A 24,141-nucleotide genomic window follows, 5' to 3' on the forward strand; every position below is an offset into this window, starting at 1 on the left:
CAATGACACCTTAACAGTACACCTGTGTATACAACTCCCCTTCATCAGGTAGCGGTGAATTTTCTGAGAATTCTACTGCTTCTTTCACAATTTCTTTTACCGACTGTTCTATTTCTTTTAAATCCACTTCGGTTACATATTTATTGTCGAGTATCGTTTTTCTTATTATTACCAACGGATCACGCTCTTTATATTGCTCAACTTCTTCTTTACTGCGATATTTTGCCGGGTCGGACATCGAATGCCCACGATAACGATAAGTTTTTACCTCTAATATCAGCGGAAAGCTATTTTCTCTAACATACTCGGCTGCTTGCTTAGAGCCGTCATACATTTCTTCAAAATCCATACCGTCTAGCTGAAATCCTTTAATCCCAAACGATGCCCCTTTCTTATATAAATCACGCATAAAGGTAGAACGTGCTACAGACGTCCCCATCGAATATTCGTTATTTTCAATAATATAAACTACCGGCAACCCCCATAAAGCAGCCATATTAAAAGCTTCATATACCTGACCTTGATTAACGGCACCATCACCTAAAAAAGTAAAACAGATATTATGCGTATCGTTATATTTTTCAGCAAACGCAAGCCCTGTGCCTATCGGTACTTGAGCCCCTACTATACCATGTCCACCGTAAAATTTGTTTGGTACATTAAATAAATGCATTGAGCCACCCTTACCTTTCGAACAACCTGTAGCACGCCCCATAAGCTCGGCAAGAACATACTTAGGCTCAGTTCCTGCTAAAATAATATGAGCATGGTCACGATAGCTAGTAATAGTGCTATCACCTTTTTGTTTAACCATATCTACTGCAGAAATTACTGCTTCTTGCCCTATATATAAATGACAAAAACCACCGATTTCTCCCATTCCGTATAACTGACCACATTTTTCTTCAAAACGACGCAGTAGGAGTATATCTTTAAAGCTTTTTATATATTCTTCCTTTGTCGGCTTATATTTTCCTAACTTAATATCCACTAATTACTCCTTAAGACTATTGTCATCCCGTGGCTTGACCACAGGATCCAGTCTTTTTTTTTTATTTTGAACTGGACCCCGTGGTCAAACCACGGGATGACATTTGTAAATTAAAAGTCACAAAATATGGCACATGATCCGAAGGTGAAGGCCAATCACGTGCTTCTGGTAGTAAATGCATAGAAAATAATGCACCTTTTAAATTATCACTAACCCAAATATGATCAAGTCTTCTACCTCTGTTAGATTTTTTCCAATCTATATTTCTATAACTCCACCAAGTATAAAATTTTTCGTCAAGCGATACGAAATGTCTGCTACTATCAATAAAACCTAACGCATTTTGTAGCTCTACCAATAACGAGCGTTCAATATCGGTATGGCTGATAACATTTCGCAACTGCTTACTAGACCATACATCATGTTCATACGGAGCAATGTTCAAGTCCCCGACAATAATCATTTTATCGTTTTTAGTACGGTTAGTCGTTAACCATTCCTGCATTAACCTTACATATTCGAGCTTATGCTTAAATTTTGTATTTACCTCGATATCAGGTATATCACCGCCGGCAGGAACATAAAAATTATGTATTTCTATATCATTAACTATAGCTGCTATATGCCTTTTATCACTATTATATAACTCCAATGAAAAAACATTATGCAAAGGAAATTTTGAAATAATAGCAACACCGTTATATGATTTCTGCCCTGAATATATTACATGTTCATAGCCTATATTTTTAATAACTTCAAGAGGAAATAATGAGTCAGCTACCTTTGTTTCTTGAAGTAAAATAATATCCGGCTGATGTTCATATGCTAATTTTCTTAATAAAGCGATCCGTAGACGCAATGAATTAATATTCCAAGTAACTATCTTCATTAGGCTGGTTGTATAACCTCCTTCTAAAGGTAATTTGTATGTCAATCCGGTACTCGCATCCTAACGTACTAAGTGTACGCTGCGGTACTGCGTTCCGTGTTTCTTTCAAATTCCTCTTTATAAAATAGCTTACACAACAAGTCTATTTAATTTTTTATAGCTGCCCCTATTATTGCATCTCTAAAATAAATTATTCCAAGTTGATTTAAAGGATTTTTCATATCAATTTTATCTTTTTCTTCTTCAGGAATTTTTATCATAGTATTACTAAGTATAGCAAAATAAAGATTATCAGGCAAAACATATCCTGCTTCACTTTGTATTCCAAGGGCTTTTCCCGTATAATGAATCATTAAACGCTTAGAATCAAGATCAGTAAGAAAAATACCGTAACCCATATAAGACTTACGACCTTCTATATCTTTTGCTAAAAAATATTTAGTAGTCATAAGTTTATACGACTTCTTAGAAAGAATTTTCTCCTCATTTAATGCCCTATACCATCTAATAAGATCAACCGGTGTTGATATTATACCACCGTCAGCACAAGGAACTGCTAAAAAATCAGCAGTTACAGGAGTAAATATAGGTTTATTACTATTATTAGGTGTTAAAAAATATCTTACCGGATAATTAGAACTAATAACGTTTTTTTGGATTCTAGCGGCTTCACTATATGAAGCAAAACTAGTAGATTTCATATTAAGCGGTTTAAAAAATTCATCATAAAAAAAGTTAGCTAAATCTTTTTTAGCCACCTTTTCTATAATCATACCGAGTATAACAAAATTAGTATTACTATATTTAAATTTTTTCCCTATAGATATTTCTAAAGGCTTAGAAGAAACAAATTGTAATATTTTCTTGTGAATCTCTTTCTTAGGCATATTTAAATCAAGTTTAACAAAACTAAAATATTCAGCAATACCACTACTATGCGTTAATAAATTATGGATAGATATTTTATATGCCCAATCCGGCACTTTTCCACCCCACATTTCCGGATCAAGATATTTATAAATTTTATCGTTAATATTTAATAATTCCTGTTCTTGTAATTTTAAGATTCCCGCTGCTGTAAAAGGCTTTGTAGCAGAAACAATAGGCATCATTTCATTTGCTTTTAATTGCTCACCATTTAAAGCAAAAATTCCTTTAGCACCGGTTAATAAAGGTTTATAATCATCGGCAAACATAAAAACGGCATTTAAAAATCTATTACTTATATATTCTTTTTCTGCTTCATTGATTCTTTGCTGTATATCTGCAAAACAATCAATACAATTAGTCATAAAAAAAAGCAGCAATAAAAAATATCTACGAATCATAAATGCAACACTCCACAAACTTATCAATAGACGTCTTACATAACGCAGCTAATAAAAAGAAATTTGAAGGAGACACGGAACGCAGCACCACAGCGTACACTTGACATGAGGATTCGAGTACCGGATCAACGTACAAATTACCTTTAGAAACAAGTTATGTAAGACGTCTATTAAAATAAAACGGTAATTTTGCTTCTAACTTAATCTCTTGACCAAAAATTTTTTCAGATAAACATATAGTATTAGCATGCAAGAACATATATTTACTATACGGCATTATTTCTTTATTACCATATTTATCATCTCCAAGTATCGGACAACCTAATAATTTAGCATGCAACCTTAATTGATGCATTCTACCTGTAACCGGCGTAAATTCAATTAAAAATAAGTTATTATCAAGTGATTTAAGTACTTTATAATAAGTAATGGCAAGTTTACCATTTTCACTATCAATATCAGTAATTTTAGGTGTACTTCCTTTACTCTTTTCTATATTACTTCTAACTTCGCCTACATTTTTAATTGGCTTCCCATAGGTTACGGCAAAATATGTTTTTACAACCAATTTTTCTTTAAAAGCATCATGAAGTTTTACACTACTTAAATAATTTGTGGCTATTAAGAGCAAACCGCTTGTTTTTTTATCTAATCTATGTACTAGCTTAAAATCAGCACCTTTATAATTCAAATATTTTAATGCAGAGTCAATAGATAAATTTATTTTACTGCCGCCTTGAGTAGCAAGACCTGCAGGTTTATTTATAGCTATTAAATTATCATCTGCATATATCAAATAATCGGTAATAATTTTCTTCGCTAGCTTAATTTCAGTGTCGGTAAAAACTAATTTTTCAGGTTGCTTAACAGGTAAATTAAACTTATCGTTAATAAAAATTTTATCGCCGCCCTTTACTCTTAAACTCGCTTCTGCTTTCTGAGAATTAACAGTAATTTGTTTTTGACGTAATGCTTTCTCTATTACTCCTTGAGTCAATAAGGGATATAGACGTTTTAAATATTTATCTAATCTAGAAGAAATAGGAGTATTGAAATCGATGATCATATTTTTAATAAATTAGGAACTTTTTATTAAAAAATAGCACCAAATTATTATAGATAAAAGGATTATAGCAAAAAGCTGATGTATAGAGGCAATTATTATAGGTACAGAGTATAAAAGAGTAATTATTCCGGTAGATACCTGCATAAATAATGCAATCATTAGAAAATACGCTATCTTATTTAATTTCGGATGTTCTATTTTTAACAAGCAAATTATCAAAACTACAACAACCAAAAATACGCTATAGCCGCCTAAACGATGTATGAATTGTATAAAAACCGGATCATACCAATTTTTAAGATCAACGAAATTATCTTTTATCTCCATCGGGATAAAACTATCATCCATTAGCGGAAAAATATTATATATCAGCCCTGCATCAAGCCCTGCAACTAAAGCACCTAAAAAAATTTGCACATATACTACAGTAATAGCAATACCGGAAAATATTAATGGTAATTTAAAATCTGTTTGTGACGGGATTAACAAAATATCACAACGATTTTTTATTAGTTGATAAAAAAGTATGTGATAAATAATTACGGCGATAATTAAATGAAAAGCAAGTCGAAAATGACTAACATACGGGCTATTCAACAAGCCGCTTTTAACCATATACCACCCCATAAAGCCTTGTACGCAAAATAACAACAAAACAATTATATAAGGTATGTCACGATTTTTTATAACATCTTTAAAATAAAAATACATTAAAGGTACAATATATATTAAAACTGTAATTCTACCGAGTAATCGATGTATAAACTCTAACATATAAATAAACTTAAACTGTGATAAAGTAATTCCGTAATTAACGGAGTTATATTCAGGAAAAGCTTTATATTTAGCAAATTCCGCCTGCCAGCTTTCAAAACTAAAAGGCGGCAAAATACCAGTTACCGGACGCCACTCAACTATAGATAAACCAGAACCGGTAAGCCTTGTTATCCCCCCTATAACAATCGTCGCTATGACCATTATACAACTTATACACAACCATTTTGTAATTAAACTTTTCTGCACTTTTATTTTAAGTTTATGTTTTTTATCGCGTCATTACGGCATTGCTATGTCATCCCCGCGTAGGCCTTGTTGCGTGGATAGGTTTATCATTTATCATCCCGCGACTTGATCGCGGGATCCAGCTAAAAATACTAATCATATTAGTATTTTTTATTATTTTTATGGACCCCGTGGTCAAGCCCACGGGGTAACATTAAAGATTACTGGATTCCTGCTTCCGCAGGAATGACATATTATAACCCTCAAATCAAGACTCTGCATTCTTTTCCGTATCTTCGACGGTATTAGAAGGACGTTTCTTATTTGATGTTTTATTACGATATCTACGTTTTGTCTTTTTTGGAGTAGCTTGTGCTGCTTCTAAGCCGGCATTACTTTCTACAACTTTCACCTCTTCCACAACGCTTACGGTTTGCTCTACCGATTCTTTTGCCTCTAAACTCTTATCTTTTACTTCATTAGCAATATTATTACTATTATTAGCTGTTTTCCATTTATGTTTATTTTTGCGTAACTGTTCTTTTTTCAGCTCTTCTTCAGTATAATCGGCATTATGATTCTGAATTACCGGCTTAACAGAATTAACATTATTGTTATTTTTCTTGAACAGCTTCACTTTTTCAATCGAATAACTATCTGATGTAGCATTAGGATCGGAATAAAAATTAAGCTTTATATTATATTTTTCTTCAATAAATTTTATCTCAGCACGTTTATTATTAAGTAGATAAATAACTGAAACGATATTGGTAAAAACATTTATTACATCAATTCTTTCTTCAAAAATTTCATTCTCTATAGTACGTAAAATTAACATAGCATTAGCGTCACTTGCTCTAATGACTCCTTTACCGTTACAATGAGCACAAATTGCCGAATTAGTTTCTAAGAAAGAAGAACGTAATCTCTGCCTTGAGAATTCAAGTAGTCCAAACTGACTAATATTACCGGTTTGTATACGAGCACGATCACGACTTAAAAACTCTTTAAAGGATCGTTCAATAATTTTACGATTCTTAGCTTCGCTCATGTCTATAAAATCAACAACTATCAAACCTGATAGATCTCTAAGCTTGACTTGCTTTGCTACTTCTTTGGCTGCTTCTAAATTAGTTTTTAGTGCCGTTTCTTCAATATTTTGTTCAGAAGTTGATTTACCGGAATTTACATCAATTGAGATAAGAGCTTCCGTAGGATTAATAACGATATATCCTCCTGAAGGTAACGTCACTACAGGCTGATATAATTTAACTAATTGCTCTTCTACTTGAAACTTAGTAAATATAGGAGTTTTACTTTTATGCTCTTTCAGCTTTGCAAGCTCTGAAGGTAATAAATCCTGCATAAATTTTGAAGCGTCTTCATAACCCTCTTGTCCTTGAATTACCACCTCTTTAACATTGTGATCGCACATATCACGTATGGTTTTACGTATTATACTATCTTCCTCATGAATAAAACACGGAGCCGGAAATTTAATAGTACTTTTACGAATTTTATTCCATAACCTTGCTAAATAATTATAGTCTTTCTTTAAATCTAAGGTGCTACTTCCTCTACCTGCGGTTCTAACAATGACGCTATAAGCATTTTTGTCACCGCTTACTATTTTATTTAAAATATCTTTCAGTCTTTTTCTTTCTTCCCCGTTTGATATTTTACGCGATATACCGTTTTGCGAACCTTTATTAGGCATTAAAACACAATATTTACCAGCCAAGGATATATAAGTAGTAAAAGCGGCGCACTTATTTCCTCGTTCTTCCTTAGTAACCTGCACTAATAATATTTGGTTTTTTCTTATTACTTCTTGAACTTTATATTGTTTATATTGCGGAATATTTGACTCAGAGGTACCGCTTTGAATCATTTCAATATCATCAGCCGCTTCTAAATTAAGTTCTGACTGGAATTTACTCTCTACTAAATCTTCTATGGTTTTTAGGTCAATTTCTTCACTATCAACCAAAGAATCATATATAACAGCCGATTTCTCTTTATCATCCTCAACCGTAATATTTGAAAGAGCTATTTCAGGAAAAGCATTAACTGGAAAATTGCTCTCCGAGGTAGGCAAATTGTAATAGTTAGGATGGATTTCACTAAACGGTAAAAAACCGCTTTTATCCATTCCGTACTCTATAAAAACAGCTTGTAGCGACGGTTCTATTCTTGTAACTTTTGCTAAATAAATGTTACCTTTATTTTGTTGTCTTACGGTTGTTTGAAATTCAATATCTTCTATATTGTTGCTTTGTCCTAATAAAACTACTCTTGTTTCGCTTGGAAAATTAGCATCAATTATAATCTTTTTATTCATTTATCTTGCTCACTAACTTGAAGAACAAATAATTAATATAATGCTTGTATCTTAAGAAAAATCATTGTTTATCTTGTATTAATTTATTTAAATAGATAATTTATCTATGAGTAAAGAGCAAAAATGAAATTCTAGATAAACTTCAAATAACACCTCTTTAAAATACTAAAAAATATATTATTATTTTTCTTACATTAAAATATTTTCATATTATTTAATTCATTAATTTTTTTTAAAATTCAACAATAATTATATACAAATTATAAATAAGACTACCATACTTGATTAAAAGCTGATAATCTAATAACTATCCATATATACTTAAATAATGGAATTACGAATCTCTTTAATTTTTAAGATAATAATCTTAATCATTATAATTATGAGTTATATACAATGTATTTATGTTTAGCAAACACTTAATTTATGACTTTAAAAAACGATTACAAAACTATTTTTTTCTCACTTTTGGGAATATTTATTTTTTCCTGTATCAATGCTATAAATTTTTATAATTTTAAAATCTTTTTACTGCTAAATAAAAATCTAGGCGGAGAACAAATAAATCATATAAATCAAACTAAATTTATAGGTTCGATAATCGCAAGCTTTGCCTTAACACAGTTAATTAATAAGTTAAGTAATCAAAAAATTATTTTAATTAGCTTATCTTTATTAATTATTTGTACAATAAACCTAATTTTATTAAATAATTATACTCTCATTAAAATTAATTTTATTGTAATTAATTTTGGAACATTTTCATATTTCACTTCTATAACATTAGACATTATTGAGAGTAGCAAAGAAAAGAAATATTTTTTTTTAGCTTGTATAATGTTGTTATGGGCGGGTGGAAACTTAATGGTAGATTTATTAAATCCATTTATAACACCAACAAATAATACTATAGTAATTTGTGCATTATTATATTGTATCAATATACTAACCGAATTTCTGCATTATAATCCTACATCTCATAAATTAAATTTAAATTCCAAATTTTCATCCTTAATAAAAAATGTCGAATTACAATTATTGACAGGCTTCGTAGTTGCTTATGTCACCTTGGATATATTATGGTATTATGAAGCTTTTGCATTAAAGAAAGAATTAGCATTAATTAATTTAAGACTTATACTAAAATATATTTTTCTAGCAATATGTTTTTCTATAATTCCTATATGCTATATATTAAGCAAAGTAAATAAATATTTGGCTAATTTATCACTAACTATAATTCTGCTCGTCTGCTTTATTTTACTACCGCTTCATGGAACTAATAAAAACCTTAATATATTATATATAATACTAATCGGTAGTTGTTTAGGATCCATTTATATTTGCAATATTTTAATACTAATTGATAAATTTAGGGATTACGAACTTAGAACAGCTTTATTTTCGTATTTTTCAATGTGCAGCATCGGTACATATGCCGGAGCTTTATCATCTCATGTACCTTACGGCACTATTAACGGCAGTGATTTCTTATTTTCTGTTTTTGCCGTAGTCGGTAGTTTTGTAGCTTATCATTTTTGGTATTTTATTAAGTATACATTATATAGATTTTAATAAGACTTTTTGCATAACTTGCTAATAAGAGAAATTTGCAGGAGACACGGAACGCAGAACCGCAGCGTACACGCAAGTAACGTGAGGATTCGAGTACCGGATCGACATACAAATTATCCTTATTAGCAAGTTATGCAAAAAGTCTTAAACTAACATAGACGAAGATCAACTTCAAAAAGAGCAAGGAATCCACAAGGTGAGGCGCGTATACTTAATACGTGAGTATCGCAACTCTTGTAGGATGACGCAGCCAATTTTTGAAGTTCATCGAGTATATGTGTAATATTCTGTAACATAATATAACTTGTATAATTTGGCATTAAATATTAATATTTAAATATATTTTTACAATGCCTAAAATGCAGCAAAGTACATTATTAAAACCGGTTAGTTGTTACGGAATCGGGGTCCACTCAGGAAAACGTACCCAGTTAACTATAGAACCAGCTAAAGAAAATACCGGAATTATATTCATTAGAACCGATATATCTTCTGAAAATAATTATATTGAAGCTAACTATTTCAATGTTTCCGATACCTTGTTATCTACCACTATCAGCAATGATCATAAAGTTCAAATTTCAACAATTGAACATTTAATGGCAGCACTTTGGGGATGCAGCATTGATAATGCAATTATTAAAATTGACGGTCCTGAAGTACCAATTATGGACGGCAGTAGTAAACCTTTTGTGTTTATGATTGAGTGTGCAGGAAAAAAATTACAAAATGCTCCTAAAAAATATCTAAAAATTTTAAAAGATATAAAAGTAGTTCATAAAGATTGTGAATTATATTGTACTCCTTCCGATCACATGACTGTAGATTTAACCATTGATTTTAGTAGTAAAGCTATAGGCAGACAAAATCTAAGTTTTAGGGATCAAGAATCTTTTACTAAAAATATTGCGGATGCTAGAACTTTTGGCTTTATAAGAGATGTTGATTATTTGAAAAGCAAAGGGCTTGCCCAAGGTGCCTCATTTGAGAATGCTATAGGAATAGATGAGCAGGATAAAATCTTAAACCCAAACGGCTTACGTTATGAAGATGAATTTGTTCGCCATAAACTATTAGATTTATTCGGTGATTTATATACCAACGGCACTAGCATTGTAAGTGCAATTAAAGGCTACAAAACCAGCCATGCTCTTAATAATGAACTATTGTATAGAATATTTAGCGATACTACCTCTTACAAATTTGTAACTAGCAGTGAGTTATAATAATCATTTCATATTGTTAAATTTCGATTTCTTTTTTGCATCCTTTTTAAATTTTCACTTTTGGTCCTTTTTATTTCAGCATTATTAACTTTATCTTTATCCATAGCTTTAGTTAAAGGATTATATCCTTCGGCTTTACTAGGATTTTCATAAAATGGATTCATTACATTTTGAATATCTTTAACATAGCTCTCTTTGCTATTATCCATTGTTATTTTATTTTCTCTAAAAAATTCTTCTAAACCGTTTCTTTTTATCTCAGAATTAAAACTGCCTATTATTTCTCGAAATTTTTGTATTTTTTGGTCTTTATTCATACTCCAATAATTCTTATCCGTTATTAATTTTTTTAAAGCTAATGTTTGCAATACTTGATTTTTAGTATAATGCTCTAATTGTTCTAAATTTTCATATATAGGAGTATCTTGTTTTTTATATTCTTCATTTATATTTAATTTAAATATTGCTTTTATTTCTATTTTTTCCTTTTCAGTAAGACCGTCGATAATTAATGATGCGGTTGTCACTACACCGTAACCCGTAGCTTTTAATATATCAAGCACATTACCGCTAGCACCTTTAATAATAGAAGCGACCAAATTTGCGGCTCCACCTAAATTATTTCCAAATATTCGTCCTGTACTTTTCAATTTATTTACATTTAACTCATACTTATCTTGAGTAGCATACTTACCTGCCGTTTGCGGCGTATATAATTCATTTTTCAAAATATCTTTTAAGCTCGGTTCTAATGATAATATATAATCTTGCTGACTTTTAGCATTTCTGTTATGTACTAATAAATTATTCTCTTTATGAAGTTTACGCAAATCATGCACTTTCAAAGTTTCATTTACAGCTTGAATTCCTAAGCTAACTCCTGAAACAACAGCTACAGCTATAATTATCGGTGATATAGGAGTAAAAAGCCCAGAAACTGTAATTGCTATAGAAGCTATGGAAACTGCATAACTTAAACTATTGCTAAATAATATTTTACCGATTTTACTTTGTCTAAAACTAGTCCAATAAGATTTTAACTTATTAAACATTTTTCTAACCCTTGATTTTTTTGACATTTATTTTTCTCTCCAAAGAACAAATATTTTTATAAATTTAATTAACTTCTCTTACAACTTAAATTATAGTATAAATTCTAATAAAAAAAACAAAATAAATGTCTGGAAAAGAATTAAATAAAATTGTTGCAGCCATCTTATTGGCTAGTTTAATTGCTATGATGGTTGGATTTGTTGCAAATATATTATACAAGCCCACTCTAGAGTTACAACATCGCGGCTACAGTGTTGCGGTTCAAGAATCATCAGAAAATCAAAATACTACTGCACTAGAGCAAGCACCGGTAAATATACCAGAATTAATGAAGACTGCTAACGCCGATAACGGTCGTGAAATAGCCAAGAAATGTTTAATGTGTCATTCTCTTGATAAAGACGGTCCAAATAAACTAGGACCGCATCTTTGGGGTGTAGCAGGCAGACCAAAAGCAAGCATAGCAGACTATAAATATTCCCCTGCTCTATCAAAACTTGGCGACGTATGGGATGATGATAGTTTATTTGCTTTCTTACATAAACCAAATATCTATGCACCAGGAACTAAAATGTCCTTTGCCGGTATCTCAAAACCACAAGACATAGCTGACGTAATATTATTTTTAAAAACTTATGTTCATGATAAATAATTATCTCACCGAAATATGGTTAATAATAGGCATAATTTGCATAGTTGTTGAATTATTTGCAGTTCCAAGTATTGGATTCTTATTCTTTGGGCTTGGAGCGTTATCAAACACTCTTGTGGTATATAACTACCCTCTAGTTAGCTTAACAAATCAAATAACATTTTTTGGTATATTATCGCTTATTTGGTTTTGCATATTATATTATCCTCTTAAAAAATATGTTTATAATAAAACTGATAAAACAAAAAATTACTTGGATATGATAGGCAAAACGGTAGAGGTTTATAGTTCTACAGTTTCTTCTGATACTATAGGACAAGTAAGATGGTCCGGTGCTATTATGAATGCTTACCTTGTTCCAAATGAAATCGATGCAAAAACAGGCGACCGACTTTTTATTATCGAAGTTAAAGGGAATGTACTAATTTGTTCTAGAGAAAAACCTAATAATAATTCTTAGCAAAATATTTCTAAATGACATTGCCCGCATAAATACAAGTACTCATTGCAAGTAGGTATTGTTGAGTGGATCATTTTATGTCATTCCCACGGAAGCGGGAATGACACTAAATGCATTTTCCAGTCCAACGCGGGCAGCCTCTCTAAATATTCTCTTTAAACCAATCAAAAGCTTTTTTAAAGAAGCTACTATTTGCATCAAGTCTAGTATGAGCAAATTCTTTTTGCTGTTTTAGAGCATGAATTTTTAGCATTCCTATAGTTGCTGAATACATGGCCGGATTATAGTCTTCTATAAAACCGGCAATAATCTCCGGTTTACCGATTCTACTCTGTTTTTCAAAAATTTTATTTGAAAGCTCTTTAAGTCCTCTAAGCTGAGACCCGCCGCCGGTAATTACAACTCTAAAAACTTCAACCTGCCCTTTTGTTGCTTTATCATATTCAGCTTTTACTATTGATAATATTTCTTCGGCTCTTGCTCTTATTACTTCCGCCAATTTATAAATTGTTACGGAAGTATTTAAAGTATGATGAGTATCAACCTGAAAATCCTCCATATTTATAATAATATCTTTCTCAAATAAAGGTATCATTGCATTACCGTATAAAATTTTTAATTTCTCTGCCGTAACAAGATCAATACCAAAGACTTTAGCAATATCCGAGCTAATATGAAAACTACCTATATTTACATGCCCCGTATATATTAATTTACCGGCAAAAAAAATGCCGAAAGAGGTAGTTTTATCCCCCATGTCGATGATAATCGAACCTAGATTTTTTTCATCATTCGTAAGACAGCTAATAGCAGAAGCATAAATTGCTAGAGTAATATTTGTGACTTCAACATGACATTTAGCGAAGCATTGTACAATATTTGATAACATATTTGAACTAGCAGCAATAATATGTAATTCACAACTAAGTTCTCTACCGTACATACCTATAGGATTCTCGACTGAATTATTATCAAGGGTAAATTCAAGAGGAAAATAATGAATAATTTCTTGGTTTTTAACTTTAAATTCAAGTAATGCTTTTTGTAGTAACTTTTTAATATCCTGCTGCGTTACGGTTTGCCCGTTAACTTTAATGGTATAATTAATATAATAAGATTTAGTGTCGGCACCTGATAACGATAATATAACTTTTTTTATATTTTTACCGCAATCTTTTTCAAGTGCGTAAATTGCTGAAACAATGCTAGTTTCAGCATTTTTTAAATCTGATATAACTCCTGATTTAATACCTTTAGAATGATGCAAATTTTGGCTAGCTACTTTAATTTCACCTTTTTTACTAATATAGGCAGCAATTACGGCAATCTTACTACTACCGAAATCAAGTGTAACAAAATTTGATATTTTCTCTTTCATTTTTTTATGCTTGTTATTCCAAAAACGTCATTGCACGAAGAATTACAAAGTAATGCGACGAAGCAATCTCAGGATGCTTGATAAGAGTGCCACGTCGCAACTACGTTTCTCTTCGCAATGACGATTCTCAGTACTTTTCTATATAATACTTATGCTTATCCCTTAAATCCAAAACCTTATAATTTTGGTTAAATAGCTTATTAGCTTTATTTAGTGCATCGACATATTTTAATGCTTCTTCAAACTCTTTTTCAGGTAACTTAATACTTATATTACCTTTAAGATTTAAATCCCACCTTCTATCTCCGAGTCTTACAGCAGCTGAAGTTTTATTCATTAATGCCGGATATTTCTGCAGCTCTAATACTAATGTACCTGCATAGATATTCGCCCCTTCCCCTACAACATGTAATAAATGAGGAAAAGGTTGAATATTTTTACTAATTTCGTAACCTTCTTCATCGACTAAGAAAAGCTGATTATTAATTTGCCAAATAGCAATAGGTTCTCTTTCAAATAATTTTATATATACCGTATTTGGTAATCTTCTACTGACATATACTTCCTTGATCCATTTATTTTTCTTTAAATTATTTCTAATTTCGTCTAATTTAAGAGCAAAAATAGGACTGCCCTTATTCGCATTTAAAACCTTTAATATTGTAGGCTCATCGACATTTTGCTGTCCTTCAATTATAACATTCTCAAGTTTAAACCCAAGTTTTGTTGTTGTTTGGTATATATTTGTTGTTAAGTAGGTTTTTATGCTGGCAAAATATTTTGTAAAAACAAATAGACATACAAAGATAATTAAAGCAATCTTAAGCCCTAATATTGCTTTTTTGTAAATTAGTCCTAATTTTCGGCGTAATGAGATATTATTAGTTTTTTTTGTTTGTTTTTTTTTATTGGAGCTTGTTTTTTTTCTCATGATTCAAAGCTTGCCGTCTTTATAATTTCTTCAATTAAGTTAGTAAAATTTATCCCTGCATAAGCTGCAATTTCCGGCACTATTGATAAAGGCGTCATACCTGGGTGAGTATTTATCTCCAAAGCATATAACTTGTTTGTTTGCTCTTCTAAAATCAACTCTGCTCTAGCAGGACCTTTACAATTCATTGTTTTATAAATTTTTTCTGATTCTATAAGTAATTTCTCATATAAATTAGCAGGTAGCGGAACAGGACAAAGATGATCAGCAAATCCTTCGGTATATTTAGTTTCATAATCATAGAAACGATTCTTTAGTAATTTAATCTCTAAAGCTCCAAGAGCTTTGCCGTTTAATACCGCTACTTGTAATTCTCGCCCTTTTATATATTGTTCTATTATTACCTGATCACCGTAAGGAAAATCATAATCGGCAAAGTTAAAATCATCTTCTGTAAATATCACCTCAACACCAATACTTGAACCTTGCGTAAGAGGCTTAATAACGTACGGTCGTTTCATAGGATCATTTTTTATATTATCGCCTTTATTTACAACAATGCTTTCTGCCATATTAATATTATTCGTTAAAAACCAGCTCCTAGAATGTATTTTATTGAATGCTAAAGCTGAAGATAACACGCCGCTATGAGTATAAGGAATCCGCATTATATTAAGTAATCCTGGTAAACAACCGTCTTCACCATATGTACCGTGCAGACAATTAAAAACGATATCAGGTTTTATTTCTTGTAATCTAACTGCAATATCCGCTCCCATATCAATAAAGGTAACTCTATATCCTAATTCAATTAAAGCTTTACTAACTCCTTCGCTTGACACTAACGATACTTCACGCTCAGCAGACATACCGCCCGCCATTAATGCTATATGCTTTTTACCGGTACTACTTAATATTTTGACTATAGAGTGTTCTACCCAATGTGTTTGATATTTGTGCATGTTTTTTCCTTTCTTATTAAACCCATTGTAATTCCTAACTAAAAGCGGCCTTGTTGCATAGCTCGAAAAACCTACTCGATGTCATCCCCGCCTTCGCGGGAATGACATAAAACTAGCTGCAACAACGCCATTTTTAATTAGGGATGACGTCCGATTCTCTTAATCTCCCACTCTAACTTAACCCCGCTATCTTCAAATACTTTCTGCCGGACGAAATCACCTAAATCTTCTAAATCCTTAGCGGTAGCATCACCGTTATTTATCATAAAATTACAATGAAGTTCTGACATCGAAGCACCGCCTATTCTATAGCCTCTAAGCCCCGCTTTGTCAATAAGTTCCCAAGATTTACGCCCTTCAGGATTTGCAAAAGTACTACCGCCCGTACGCTCTTTAATAGGCTGTGTAGATGATCTTGCGTTATTTATTTCATTCATCCGTAATAATATATTTTCACTATCGCCTTTATTTATTTTAAAAACAGCTTTGAGAATAATTAAATTCTTTGGTAAATTATTACTACGATATTTAAAACCGATTTCTTCATTTGTGAATGTTAAAAAGTTTCCTGCAAAGTCAATCGCTTCAATCTGCACTACAATATCTTTAAATTCAGAGCCGTAAGCACCAGCATTCATAGCAACACCGCCGCCGATAGTCCCTGGAATACCTACTAAAAACTCAAAACCGGAAATAGCATTTGCTTGACAAAATTTTGCTAAATTATAATTAAGGCAGCTGCTACCTACTATTAAATGATTATCTATAAACTCAATATTGCTAAAATTCTGACCAAGTTTTATAACGACCCCTTCTATGCCACCGTCTCTTATAATAATATTTGAGCCTGCTCCAAAAGTCTTTATAGGTAATTTTTGCTTATTTTGTATTAAGAAACTTTTTAAATCTTCGCTATCTAAAGGTTTAAAGAAAATTTCAGCATTACCGCCTACTTTAAACCATGTTAAGTGTTTTAAATTATAATCTTTTTTATACTCGCCTTTTACTATCGGTAAAATTAACATATTTAGTCCTGCTATTCGCTTTACTGTTATCTTCACTCTTTTGTCCCCTAGTTCGCTTGACCCTATGTTATACGAACAGATGTCATTCCCGCGAAAGCGGGAATCCAGTTTTTTAAATAAATTATATAAAAATTTAGTATATAATTTTCTTTGTTTTTATCATTTTTTTCTGGATTCCCGCTTTCGCGGGAATGACATAAGAGCTATGCAACACAATACCAGTCAAACCACGGTATGACAGCTAAAGCCACGGGATGACAATCTCCCATCTAATTCATTAGCAAAACTTGAAATATTACCTGCTCCCATCATAATTATCATATCACCGGAAGCTGCATTATCTATAATAACTCCAACCGCATCATCTAGCTCTGCTAGAAAATTTGCTTTATCGTGATGTTTATGCTTAGTAATCTTATCAACTAAACTTTGTCCTGTAATTCCTTCTATAGGGTTTTCACCTGCAGCATATATATCGGTAATATAGAGTATATCGGCATCAGCAAAGCAAAGCATAAAATCATCAAATAAATACTGCATTCTTGAATATCTGTGAGGCTGAAAAATAGCAATAACTTTACCGTTTTGTTTATTTGCTATATTTTTAGCCGTCGCAAGCGTTGCTTTGATTTCCTCAGGGTGATGAGCGTAATCATCGATAATTGAAGCCTTATTATATTCAGCTACTTTAGTAAATCTCCTCTTCACTCCTTTAAAATTATTAAAACCGTTTTTAATAGCTTTAATACCGAAATCTAATTCTATCCCAACGGCAATTGCAGCAAGACTATTTAAAATATTATGTCTTCCGGGCGTTGGAATAGTAATTTTTTCAATAATCGTTGTACCTAGTACATTTGGTAGACTAATTTTTACGTCAAAAGTAGAGGAGGCAATATCAGTGTTAATATTAAACGCTATAATATGAGCATCTTCCGAATCGATGCCGTAAGTAACAATCTTCCTTTCAGTAATATCGTCTACTAACTTACGAACTATTTTATGATCGATACAACAAACGGCAAAACCGTAAAACGGCAAATTATTAATAAAGCTTCTAAAAGCACCAATTAATGTTTCAAAATCTCTATAATAATCTAAATGTTCAGGATCAATGTTAGTTATTATCGCAATAGTTGATGGAATATGAATAAACGTTGCATCCGATTCATCGGCCTCCGCAATTAAATAATTACTTGAACCAAGATATGCATTAGTCGATTTATTATTGATGATCCCACCGTTAATAACCGTAGGACATAAACCGGCTGCCTCAAATAAACAAGCAACTAAAGAAGTAGTAGTGGTTTTACCGTGCGATCCCGAAACTGCTACTGAACATTTTAATCTCATAAGTTCAGCAAGCATGTCCGCACGTCTAATAATTGGAATTTTACGCTCCAAAGCTTCTTTTATTTCAGGATTCTTTGGATTAATTGCCGATGAAATAACAACATACGACACATTGGTAATGTTCTGCTCGGCGTGTCCTAAAAATATTTTAATGCCGTATGACTCAAGCCTTTTAGTATTATAATTTTCTACTAAATCGGAACCTTGTACTTTATAACCTAGATTATGTAATATCTCGGCAATACCGCTCATACCAACGCCGCCAATACCTATAAAATGTATAGTTTCTAAGGTTTGATTAGTTTTTTTTAATTCAAGTAACAGCATTTAAGTTTAATCATTTAAAATTGAGTTCTGCATATAGGTTTTAAGTAACATTGTCAAGCACTAACTGTGTCATACCGCGACTTGATCGCGGTATCCAGTTTAAAATATTAAAATCATTGATATTAAAAGTTATTTTTATGGATACCGTGGTCAAGTCACGGCATGACATCGGAGTCTTTTTCAAGAGCCAGGCAACAAAACCGGTTCAGTATGACAATTAAACCTCATCCACCCTATCAAATTTTGCTTCGGAATAGAAGTTGCCTTGTAGCCCACCGACTTTTAGATCAATTAAAAATTTAGCTATTTCTCCGTTTTCTACGAATTCAGCTACCGTTGCAATACCTAAATCTTCTGAAATTTTAATTAATCTTTCTACGAAATACCTACTTTGTACATCACTTGTAATACTACGCACATATTTACTGTCAATTTTGATAATATCAATTGGTAAGCTTTGAAGTTGTTTAAAAGAAGTAAAACCTGCACCAAAATCGTCTAATGCAAATTTACATCCGTACTTACGTAGTTTATTAATAAATAAAGTTATTTTATCGTAATGCTCATTGAAAGAAGTTTCCGTAATTTCAATAATTAAACGATCCCGAACATTATGAGCTTTTAATAAGTTTTCTGCTATTTCCCATAAAGCTTCATCGCATGTTCCTATATTTGAAATATTAACGGCTAACATTAAGTTTGGGTTGCGGACAAGTTCATTAACAGTCATTTCTAAAACAATTTGATCAATTATAAAAATTAATCCTTTATTTTCAGCAATAGGGATTATAGGACCTACGGAAACATAAACACCGTTCTCGTCAGGTATACGAAGCAGACATTCATAATAATGAATCTTCATAGTATTGCGATCTATTATAGGCTGATAAGCAAATCGCATAGTCTTTTTTGCTAAGGCTTGTCGTAGTAAGTTAAGCTGAAGATTAGATTTTCTTATATTTTCCAAATCATGTTCTGTACTGCTATATTCACGGTAATAATAATTATTATTTTGTGAAAGTAACATATTTAATGTTTTTTCAATTTCTTTAGCATTATTACTTACTTTTGGAAATTTAATACTAGCAATATAACAATTCATATAAATTGCCGGCTTCTGTTCATTAATATAAAGCTGCAAAAATAAATATAATTTTCTAGCAAAATTTTTAATTAAGTCAGAATCAGTAGTATTTAGGATAAATAATATTCTATCTTTCTTTATTTTCTTAAACTTTGAAAAAATATTAAGTTCTTTGCTTACATCTTTAATGATTTGATCTAAATCTTCAATTATAAAATGCTTACCCTGCTCTATAAATTCTATTTCATCATAATTAACTAATCTACAAGCAAAACATACGCCTTTTTCCAATTTATCTATCGCATCTTGTAAATCTTTATAATCCGTTATTAATTCCGACATTGCCATGTGTATCATAAAATTATATACTTAAGAATATTAGGACATTTTTACTGTAAATAAAATAAAAATATGAACCGCATAGAAAGGATACAAGAAAAATTAAGTGTGTTAAAACCACATTTTCAAGAAATAATAGATGAAAGCTATAAACATGCTAGTCATTATAACGGAATTCACAGCCATATAAAAATAAGAATTTCTGCAGAAACATTACAGGGGAAAAGCCTAATTGCCAATCATCGCACTATTAATAACTTACTTGCCGATGAATTTAATAGCGGCTTGCATGCTTTATCGATAGAGGTACTATGAAAACAAATAATATTTTAAAAGTAGCCGTTGGAGCTAGCAGCGTAGCACAAAAAGCCTTAAATAGTATAACGGATAAAAGCTGTGGCATAATTGAGGATAAAATACTTAAAGGGAATTACGTCACTCGCGAAGAATTTGAAAAATTACAAACTTTAGTAATAAAACTCAAGAAAGAATTAGCAGAGTTAAAGAGCAAATAATTAATCAACTAGTTTCAGAATTTTCTATTTTTGCTTTTAGCTCTTCTATTTCTTCTATAGTTAGCCCTGTTGAATCTGCTATTATATTGACATCTATATCTTTAAGTAACAAGTTCTTTGCTATTTCTATTTCAGCTTTCCCTTTTTCACACTGTTCGTCTAAAGCTATTTCCTCGGCATCTTCCATTAATTTCGCTCTTATATAGGCATCATATTCTTCGGCGGTGAGGTTATGCATTGCTATTATATTGTATGCATCTAATACTTTCTCGCTCTTTATATTTGCAGGTGGGCTGTTTTATGTTTCTGCACACTTAAATAAATGTAGCCACTCATCTATAGTAGTTTCAATCTTATCTTTATCAAAATTTTTAAGCTCTATAAATACATAGGAAAAATCAAATAAATATTGCTTATTTGTTTTAGTTTCAAGCATTTTATGAAGACTTATACAAGGTACTTCATCATCAAACATTTTAGTCTTAATAAGTGAAATAACTATTACCGGTAATAAATCTTTATGCTTTATTCCTTGTGTAAGTTGCTGTACGTAAGAATGAGCAGAATAATATTGCACTCTTTTTAAGTAATCGCTTTCATTTCTTTTTTGCATCTCGATTATATACCAGCTACTGGCTTCATCTTTAACCTTTAAATCAAATATGCTTTTTGTTCCCTTTATCGAGCATAGGTACTTGCTCTACAGGTATAAATTCTATTGCTTTAATTCTAAGCCCCTCAGGTAGTGCAAGAACTACATTGATAAATTCCTTGAACCTCTCTAAATCACGAAAGATTTTTTTAAATACACTATCATTAGTGGGATCTAAATATCTTTGCATATTAATTATTACTTTTGGTATTACTCATATTATATAGCTTTTTAAGTAATCAGTAAATAATACTAGAATATGTACTTTTAATAGAATAATTATTGCTATTTTTTAACCAAAATTACGTACTTTGATCCGTTCTAATGGATACGATTGCTGACATGCCGGGAACTAGATTAGCATTTGGGGATTCAAAATCTATTAAAACAGGTACACGTTGTACGCTTTTAGTAAAATGACCGGTAGCATGATCTGGTGGGATTAAGCTAAATTTAGAGCCGGTAGCAGGAGCAATATTACGAATCTTCCCGTAAATTACCTTTTTAGGCAAAGCATCAAATTCAATTTTGACTTTCATGCCGGACTTAAATTTCTGAATTTGTGTTTCTTTAAAATTAGCCTGAATATACATAGTATTATCTTGAACTATAGAAAACAACGCCCTACCCGGTACTATGTAATTTCCGACTTCTAAACTACTATTACCGAATATACCGGGTACCATAGCAATAAGTTTAGTATTTTGTAAGCTCCTTAAGGTTACTTTTTTATTTTCTGTTAGCTCTTTAAGTTTTTCCTGTTCTGCTGCTTTTTCAAGCTCAAGAAGCTGTAAATGTTGCTTAGATATATCTAAATCTAATTGTGCTTGTTTATAATCCGTTTTGGCTTTTTGATATGTGTTTTTAGAATCATCTAACGTTTTAGAGCTAGCAAATTTTGTCTTATTTAATTCCTGCACTCTCATAAAATCTGTTGCAACAATATCAAAGCTTATTTTATTAAGCTTTAATTTTTCAGCTGCTTGCTCTAGGCTAATCTGCCCTATTGAGATTTTTTGCTCTATAATTTCTATATTTTTTATGCAAGCTTCAATAGATGCTTCAAGTGCTGCAAGCTTTGCCTTATAATCTCTATCGTCAATTTCACCTATCAGATCGCCTTTATTAACTTTAGTATTATCGGTAACAAATAACTTTGTTAAAACACCGCTAACTTCAGCACTAACATTTGAAATATCTGCATCTATGTAAGCATTATCCGTGGATTGTGTATTTGCCCAAACATAAATTCTATATCCCAAATAAATAAATATGATTAAGGCTATAATAATTACATATTTAGTAAATGGATGATGTTTATATTTGTCGATAGCTTGTTGTAATACACTCGGCATAATTAACTTCACCAATACCCTCTATGTTTCAAAAAATAACAAATTGGTATAGAAAGAATATATATAACTGCAATTAACGGCAGTGAATACCATGGATATATGATAAGATTTATAATAACAATAGCAACTAAAATCATTGCAAGCGATAAATATTCAGGTTTAATACTCAAATTTTTTGTTGAGATTGTAGGCAGCCTACTAGCAAGTAGAAAAGCTATAATAGCCAAATATATATTAATTGTTATAGTATGAGTACGGGTATTGATATTTAATAACGTACCGATTTCAAAATCTATCATTACAGGCATTAAAGCAAGTAAAGCACCACATGGGGCAGGTACACCGGTAAAAAAATAGTCAGTTTTTTTATCTTGTTTCGGTTGATAAATACCAACGTTAAAGCGAGCTAAACGTAGTGCCATACACACTATAAATAATAACATTACCGCTGATGAAAATACCTTATACTCATATTGTTGAAAAGACCATAAATATATCAGATAGGCAGGAGCTATACCGAAATTAGCAAAATCGCATAATGAATCAAGCTCTGCACCAAATGGGCTAACTGCATTTAGCATCCTTGCTATTCTACCGTCAATACCGTCAATAATTGCCGCTACTATAATGCAATATACCGCAAGTTCCCATCTGCTATCCAAAGCAAATTTTATAGAACTCATACCGGTTACTAAACCAAGCAACGTAATAAAGTTGGGAATTAATTTTATTAGAGGTACAGGCTTAGTTATTATAGATTTACGAATTTTTAACAATTTTTATACTCAAAATGTATTTATCACGTCATTGCAAGGAAAAAACAGTGTGGTTGCATGGCTGTCAATGTCTCATTCCTGCTTTCGCAGGAATGACATAAACAAACCATGCCTACGGCTGCTCGCAATGACGGTTTTAAAGTTATGAGGCTACTTCCTCTCAAACTTAAATTCTGTTGTCTTTTTACGTCCAAAATCAGCAATGATAGTTTCACCGCCTATAGCAGTCTGCCCTTTACTCACTAATAAAGCTGTTTTCAACGGTAGATAAACATCTACTCTGCTACCGAAACGAATTATACCGTATCGCTCGCCCGTTTTAACTTCATTACCCTCTTCTAAATCACAAACTATACGCCTTGCTATAAGTCCGGCTATTTGAACAAAAACAATTTTCTGACCTTGAGCAGTTTCCATTAATACTGATTGACGCTCATTATAAACACTAGCTTTATCGAGTGAAACATTAAAAAATTTTCCTGGATTATAATGAAGTGCTAAAATTTTTCCGTTTGCCGGGATTCTATTAACATGGACATTAAAAATATTTAGAAAAACACTAACTCTAATCATTTCCACATCACCAAGCCCTAATTCCGGAGGCGGCAATGCTTCCTTAATTTCTTGAATTATTCCATCTGCAGGACTTATTATCAGATCATTACTTATAGGCACAACGCGATCAGGATTACGGAAAAAATAAATACACCAAACAGTAGCAATACATCCAATACAGCCAAGTTTTTCATTAAATGATGCTAATAAAAAACTTACTAATGCAAAGCTAGCAATAAATATATATCCTTCGCGGTGAATAATTTTAAATAAATCATTATATTGTTTCATTTTAATTTCTATGAA

The 24,141-nt window shown here is 31.5% G+C and carries 25 protein-coding genes and 2 pseudogenes; 7 read left to right on the forward strand and 20 right to left on the reverse strand.

The genetic code is table 11. From position 1 onward, the window contains the following. Positions 1-10: 10 nt before the first annotated feature. From pdhA to GCO76_RS03170, 4 genes and pseudogenes are all read right to left on the reverse strand, one after another. Positions 11-991, reverse strand: coding sequence for a pyruvate dehydrogenase (acetyl-transferring) E1 component subunit alpha (gene pdhA, locus GCO76_RS03155; RefSeq protein ID WP_410956137.1), 981 nt, complete (start codon positions 989-991; stop codon positions 11-13). Positions 992-1,052: 61 nt separating this feature from the next. Beyond that, positions 1,053-1,880, reverse strand: a complete 828-nt coding sequence (gene xth, locus GCO76_RS03160) for an exodeoxyribonuclease III (RefSeq protein ID WP_410956466.1) — start codon at positions 1,878-1,880, stop codon at positions 1,053-1,055. Beyond that, positions 1,878-2,017: pseudogene (locus tag GCO76_RS03165) on the reverse strand (palindromic element RPE1 domain-containing protein); the annotation flags it as partial. The pseudogene GCO76_RS03165 and the gene xth, both read right to left, overlap by 3 nt. 9 nt (positions 2,018-2,026) lie before the next feature. After that, complete coding sequence (locus GCO76_RS03170) at positions 2,027-3,208, reverse strand: serine hydrolase domain-containing protein (protein ID WP_410956138.1); 1,182 nt, start codon at positions 3,206-3,208, stop codon at positions 2,027-2,029. Between the two features lie 26 nt (positions 3,209-3,234). Here GCO76_RS03170 and GCO76_RS03175 point away from each other — a divergent pair. Further along, positions 3,235-3,384, forward strand: a pseudogene (locus GCO76_RS03175) (palindromic element RPE1 domain-containing protein); the annotation flags it as partial. On the opposite strand, the gene GCO76_RS03180 reads toward GCO76_RS03175, so the two are convergent. The 3 genes from GCO76_RS03180 to GCO76_RS03190 form a co-directional block, all read right to left on the reverse strand. Beyond that, positions 3,363-4,274: an RluA family pseudouridine synthase gene (locus GCO76_RS03180; RefSeq protein ID WP_410956139.1), complete on the reverse strand. Its 912-nt coding sequence runs from the start codon at positions 4,272-4,274 to the stop codon at positions 3,363-3,365. The pseudogene GCO76_RS03175 and the gene GCO76_RS03180 sit on opposite strands and share 22 nt — an antisense overlap. 12 nt (positions 4,275-4,286) lie before the next feature. Next, the gene (locus GCO76_RS03185) at positions 4,287-5,297 is read right to left on the reverse strand and encodes a COX15/CtaA family protein (RefSeq protein ID WP_410956140.1); all 1,011 of its coding nucleotides are present in this window, start codon (positions 5,295-5,297) and stop codon (positions 4,287-4,289) included. 247 nt (positions 5,298-5,544) lie between these two features. Then, complete coding sequence (locus tag GCO76_RS03190) at positions 5,545-7,617, reverse strand: Rne/Rng family ribonuclease (RefSeq protein WP_410956141.1); 2,073 nt, start codon at positions 7,615-7,617, stop codon at positions 5,545-5,547. A gap of 426 nt (positions 7,618-8,043) precedes the next feature. On the opposite strand from GCO76_RS03190, the gene GCO76_RS03195 reads away from it, so the two are divergent. Beyond that, the gene (locus GCO76_RS03195) at positions 8,044-9,192 is read left to right on the forward strand and encodes an MFS transporter (RefSeq protein WP_410956142.1); all 1,149 of its coding nucleotides are present in this window, start codon (positions 8,044-8,046) and stop codon (positions 9,190-9,192) included. Positions 9,193-9,551: 359 nt separating this feature from the next. Further along, on the forward strand, positions 9,552-10,418 hold the full coding sequence (gene lpxC, locus GCO76_RS03200) for a UDP-3-O-acyl-N-acetylglucosamine deacetylase (protein ID WP_410956467.1): 867 nt from the start codon (positions 9,552-9,554) through the stop codon (positions 10,416-10,418). An 8-nt stretch (positions 10,419-10,426) separates the two neighbouring features. Here the strand turns inward: lpxC and GCO76_RS03205 are convergent, their stop codons facing one another. Continuing rightward, the gene (locus tag GCO76_RS03205) at positions 10,427-11,497 is read right to left on the reverse strand and encodes a hypothetical protein (RefSeq protein ID WP_410956143.1); all 1,071 of its coding nucleotides are present in this window, start codon (positions 11,495-11,497) and stop codon (positions 10,427-10,429) included. A 98-nt stretch (positions 11,498-11,595) separates the two neighbouring features. Here GCO76_RS03205 and GCO76_RS03210 point away from each other — a divergent pair, with 98 nt between their 5' ends. Together GCO76_RS03210 and GCO76_RS03215 are read left to right on the forward strand one after the other, a co-directional pair. Continuing rightward, entirely contained in the window at positions 11,596-12,123 is a 528-nt protein-coding gene (locus tag GCO76_RS03210; protein WP_410956144.1) for a c-type cytochrome, read from the forward strand. Next, on the forward strand, positions 12,107-12,583 hold the full coding sequence (locus GCO76_RS03215; RefSeq protein ID WP_410956145.1) for an NfeD family protein: 477 nt from the start codon (positions 12,107-12,109) through the stop codon (positions 12,581-12,583). Before GCO76_RS03210 ends, GCO76_RS03215 begins: the two co-directional genes overlap by 17 nt. 142 nt (positions 12,584-12,725) lie before the next feature. Here GCO76_RS03215 and ftsA read toward each other — a convergent pair whose 3' ends face one another. The 6 genes from ftsA to GCO76_RS03245 form a co-directional block, all read right to left on the reverse strand. Next, positions 12,726-13,961 carry a cell division protein FtsA gene (gene ftsA / locus GCO76_RS03220; RefSeq protein WP_410956146.1) on the reverse strand — a complete coding sequence of 412 codons (1,236 nt, stop codon included), beginning with the start codon at positions 13,959-13,961 and terminating at the stop codon, positions 12,726-12,728. A gap of 127 nt (positions 13,962-14,088) precedes the next feature. Then, a complete protein-coding gene (locus GCO76_RS03225) occupies positions 14,089-14,892 on the reverse strand; it encodes a cell division protein FtsQ/DivIB (protein ID WP_410956147.1) in 804 nt (267 codons plus the stop codon). Then, entirely contained in the window at positions 14,889-15,854 is a 966-nt protein-coding gene (locus GCO76_RS03230; RefSeq protein ID WP_410956148.1) for a D-alanine--D-alanine ligase, read from the reverse strand. Before GCO76_RS03230 ends, GCO76_RS03225 begins: the two co-directional genes overlap by 4 nt. Positions 15,855-15,991: 137 nt before the next feature. Further along, positions 15,992-16,879, reverse strand: coding sequence for a UDP-N-acetylmuramate dehydrogenase (gene murB, locus GCO76_RS03235; RefSeq protein ID WP_410956468.1), 888 nt, complete (start codon positions 16,877-16,879; stop codon positions 15,992-15,994). 222 nt (positions 16,880-17,101) lie between these two features. Beyond that, the gene (murC, locus tag GCO76_RS03240) at positions 17,102-18,559 is read right to left on the reverse strand and encodes a UDP-N-acetylmuramate--L-alanine ligase (protein WP_014014035.1); all 1,458 of its coding nucleotides are present in this window, start codon (positions 18,557-18,559) and stop codon (positions 17,102-17,104) included. Positions 18,560-18,776: 217 nt separating this feature from the next. After that, complete coding sequence (locus tag GCO76_RS03245) at positions 18,777-20,000, reverse strand: EAL domain-containing protein (RefSeq protein WP_410956149.1); 1,224 nt, start codon at positions 19,998-20,000, stop codon at positions 18,777-18,779. A 54-nt stretch (positions 20,001-20,054) separates the two neighbouring features. On the opposite strand from GCO76_RS03245, the gene GCO76_RS03250 reads away from it, so the two are divergent. After that, positions 20,055-20,297, forward strand: coding sequence for a BolA family protein (locus GCO76_RS03250; protein WP_012736546.1), 243 nt, complete (start codon positions 20,055-20,057; stop codon positions 20,295-20,297). After that, positions 20,294-20,497: a hypothetical protein gene (locus tag GCO76_RS03255; RefSeq protein ID WP_004996338.1), complete on the forward strand. Its 204-nt coding sequence runs from the start codon at positions 20,294-20,296 to the stop codon at positions 20,495-20,497. Before GCO76_RS03250 ends, GCO76_RS03255 begins: the two co-directional genes overlap by 4 nt. Before the next feature lie 4 nt (positions 20,498-20,501). Here the strand turns inward: GCO76_RS03255 and GCO76_RS03260 are convergent, their stop codons facing one another. From GCO76_RS03260 to GCO76_RS03285, 6 genes are all read right to left on the reverse strand, one after another. Further along, positions 20,502-20,735 carry a hypothetical protein gene (locus tag GCO76_RS03260; protein ID WP_410956150.1) on the reverse strand — a complete coding sequence of 78 codons (234 nt, stop codon included), beginning with the start codon at positions 20,733-20,735 and terminating at the stop codon, positions 20,502-20,504. Between the two features lie 60 nt (positions 20,736-20,795). Continuing rightward, positions 20,796-21,179 carry a PD-(D/E)XK nuclease family transposase gene (locus tag GCO76_RS03265; protein WP_410956469.1) on the reverse strand — a complete coding sequence of 128 codons (384 nt, stop codon included), beginning with the start codon at positions 21,177-21,179 and terminating at the stop codon, positions 20,796-20,798. Beyond that, positions 21,154-21,339, reverse strand: a complete 186-nt coding sequence (locus tag GCO76_RS03270; protein WP_410956151.1) for a hypothetical protein — start codon at positions 21,337-21,339, stop codon at positions 21,154-21,156. The genes GCO76_RS03265 and GCO76_RS03270 overlap by 26 nt, the downstream gene beginning before the upstream one ends. Before the next feature lie 112 nt (positions 21,340-21,451). Then, positions 21,452-22,504 (reverse strand): HlyD family secretion protein, encoded by a 1,053-nt coding sequence (locus GCO76_RS03275; RefSeq protein ID WP_410956152.1) that lies wholly within the window; start codon positions 22,502-22,504, stop codon positions 21,452-21,454. 8 nt (positions 22,505-22,512) lie between these two features. Next, positions 22,513-23,280, reverse strand: a complete 768-nt coding sequence (locus GCO76_RS03280) for a CDP-alcohol phosphatidyltransferase family protein (RefSeq protein ID WP_014120611.1) — start codon at positions 23,278-23,280, stop codon at positions 22,513-22,515. A gap of 150 nt (positions 23,281-23,430) precedes the next feature. After that, positions 23,431-24,126: a phosphatidylserine decarboxylase gene (locus GCO76_RS03285; protein ID WP_410956153.1), complete on the reverse strand. Its 696-nt coding sequence runs from the start codon at positions 24,124-24,126 to the stop codon at positions 23,431-23,433. Positions 24,127-24,141: the final 15 nt, after the last annotated feature.

This window comes from Rickettsia koreansis (assembly GCF_046532895.1).
Classification (GTDB): Bacteria; Pseudomonadota; Alphaproteobacteria; order Rickettsiales; family Rickettsiaceae; genus Rickettsia; species Rickettsia rickettsii.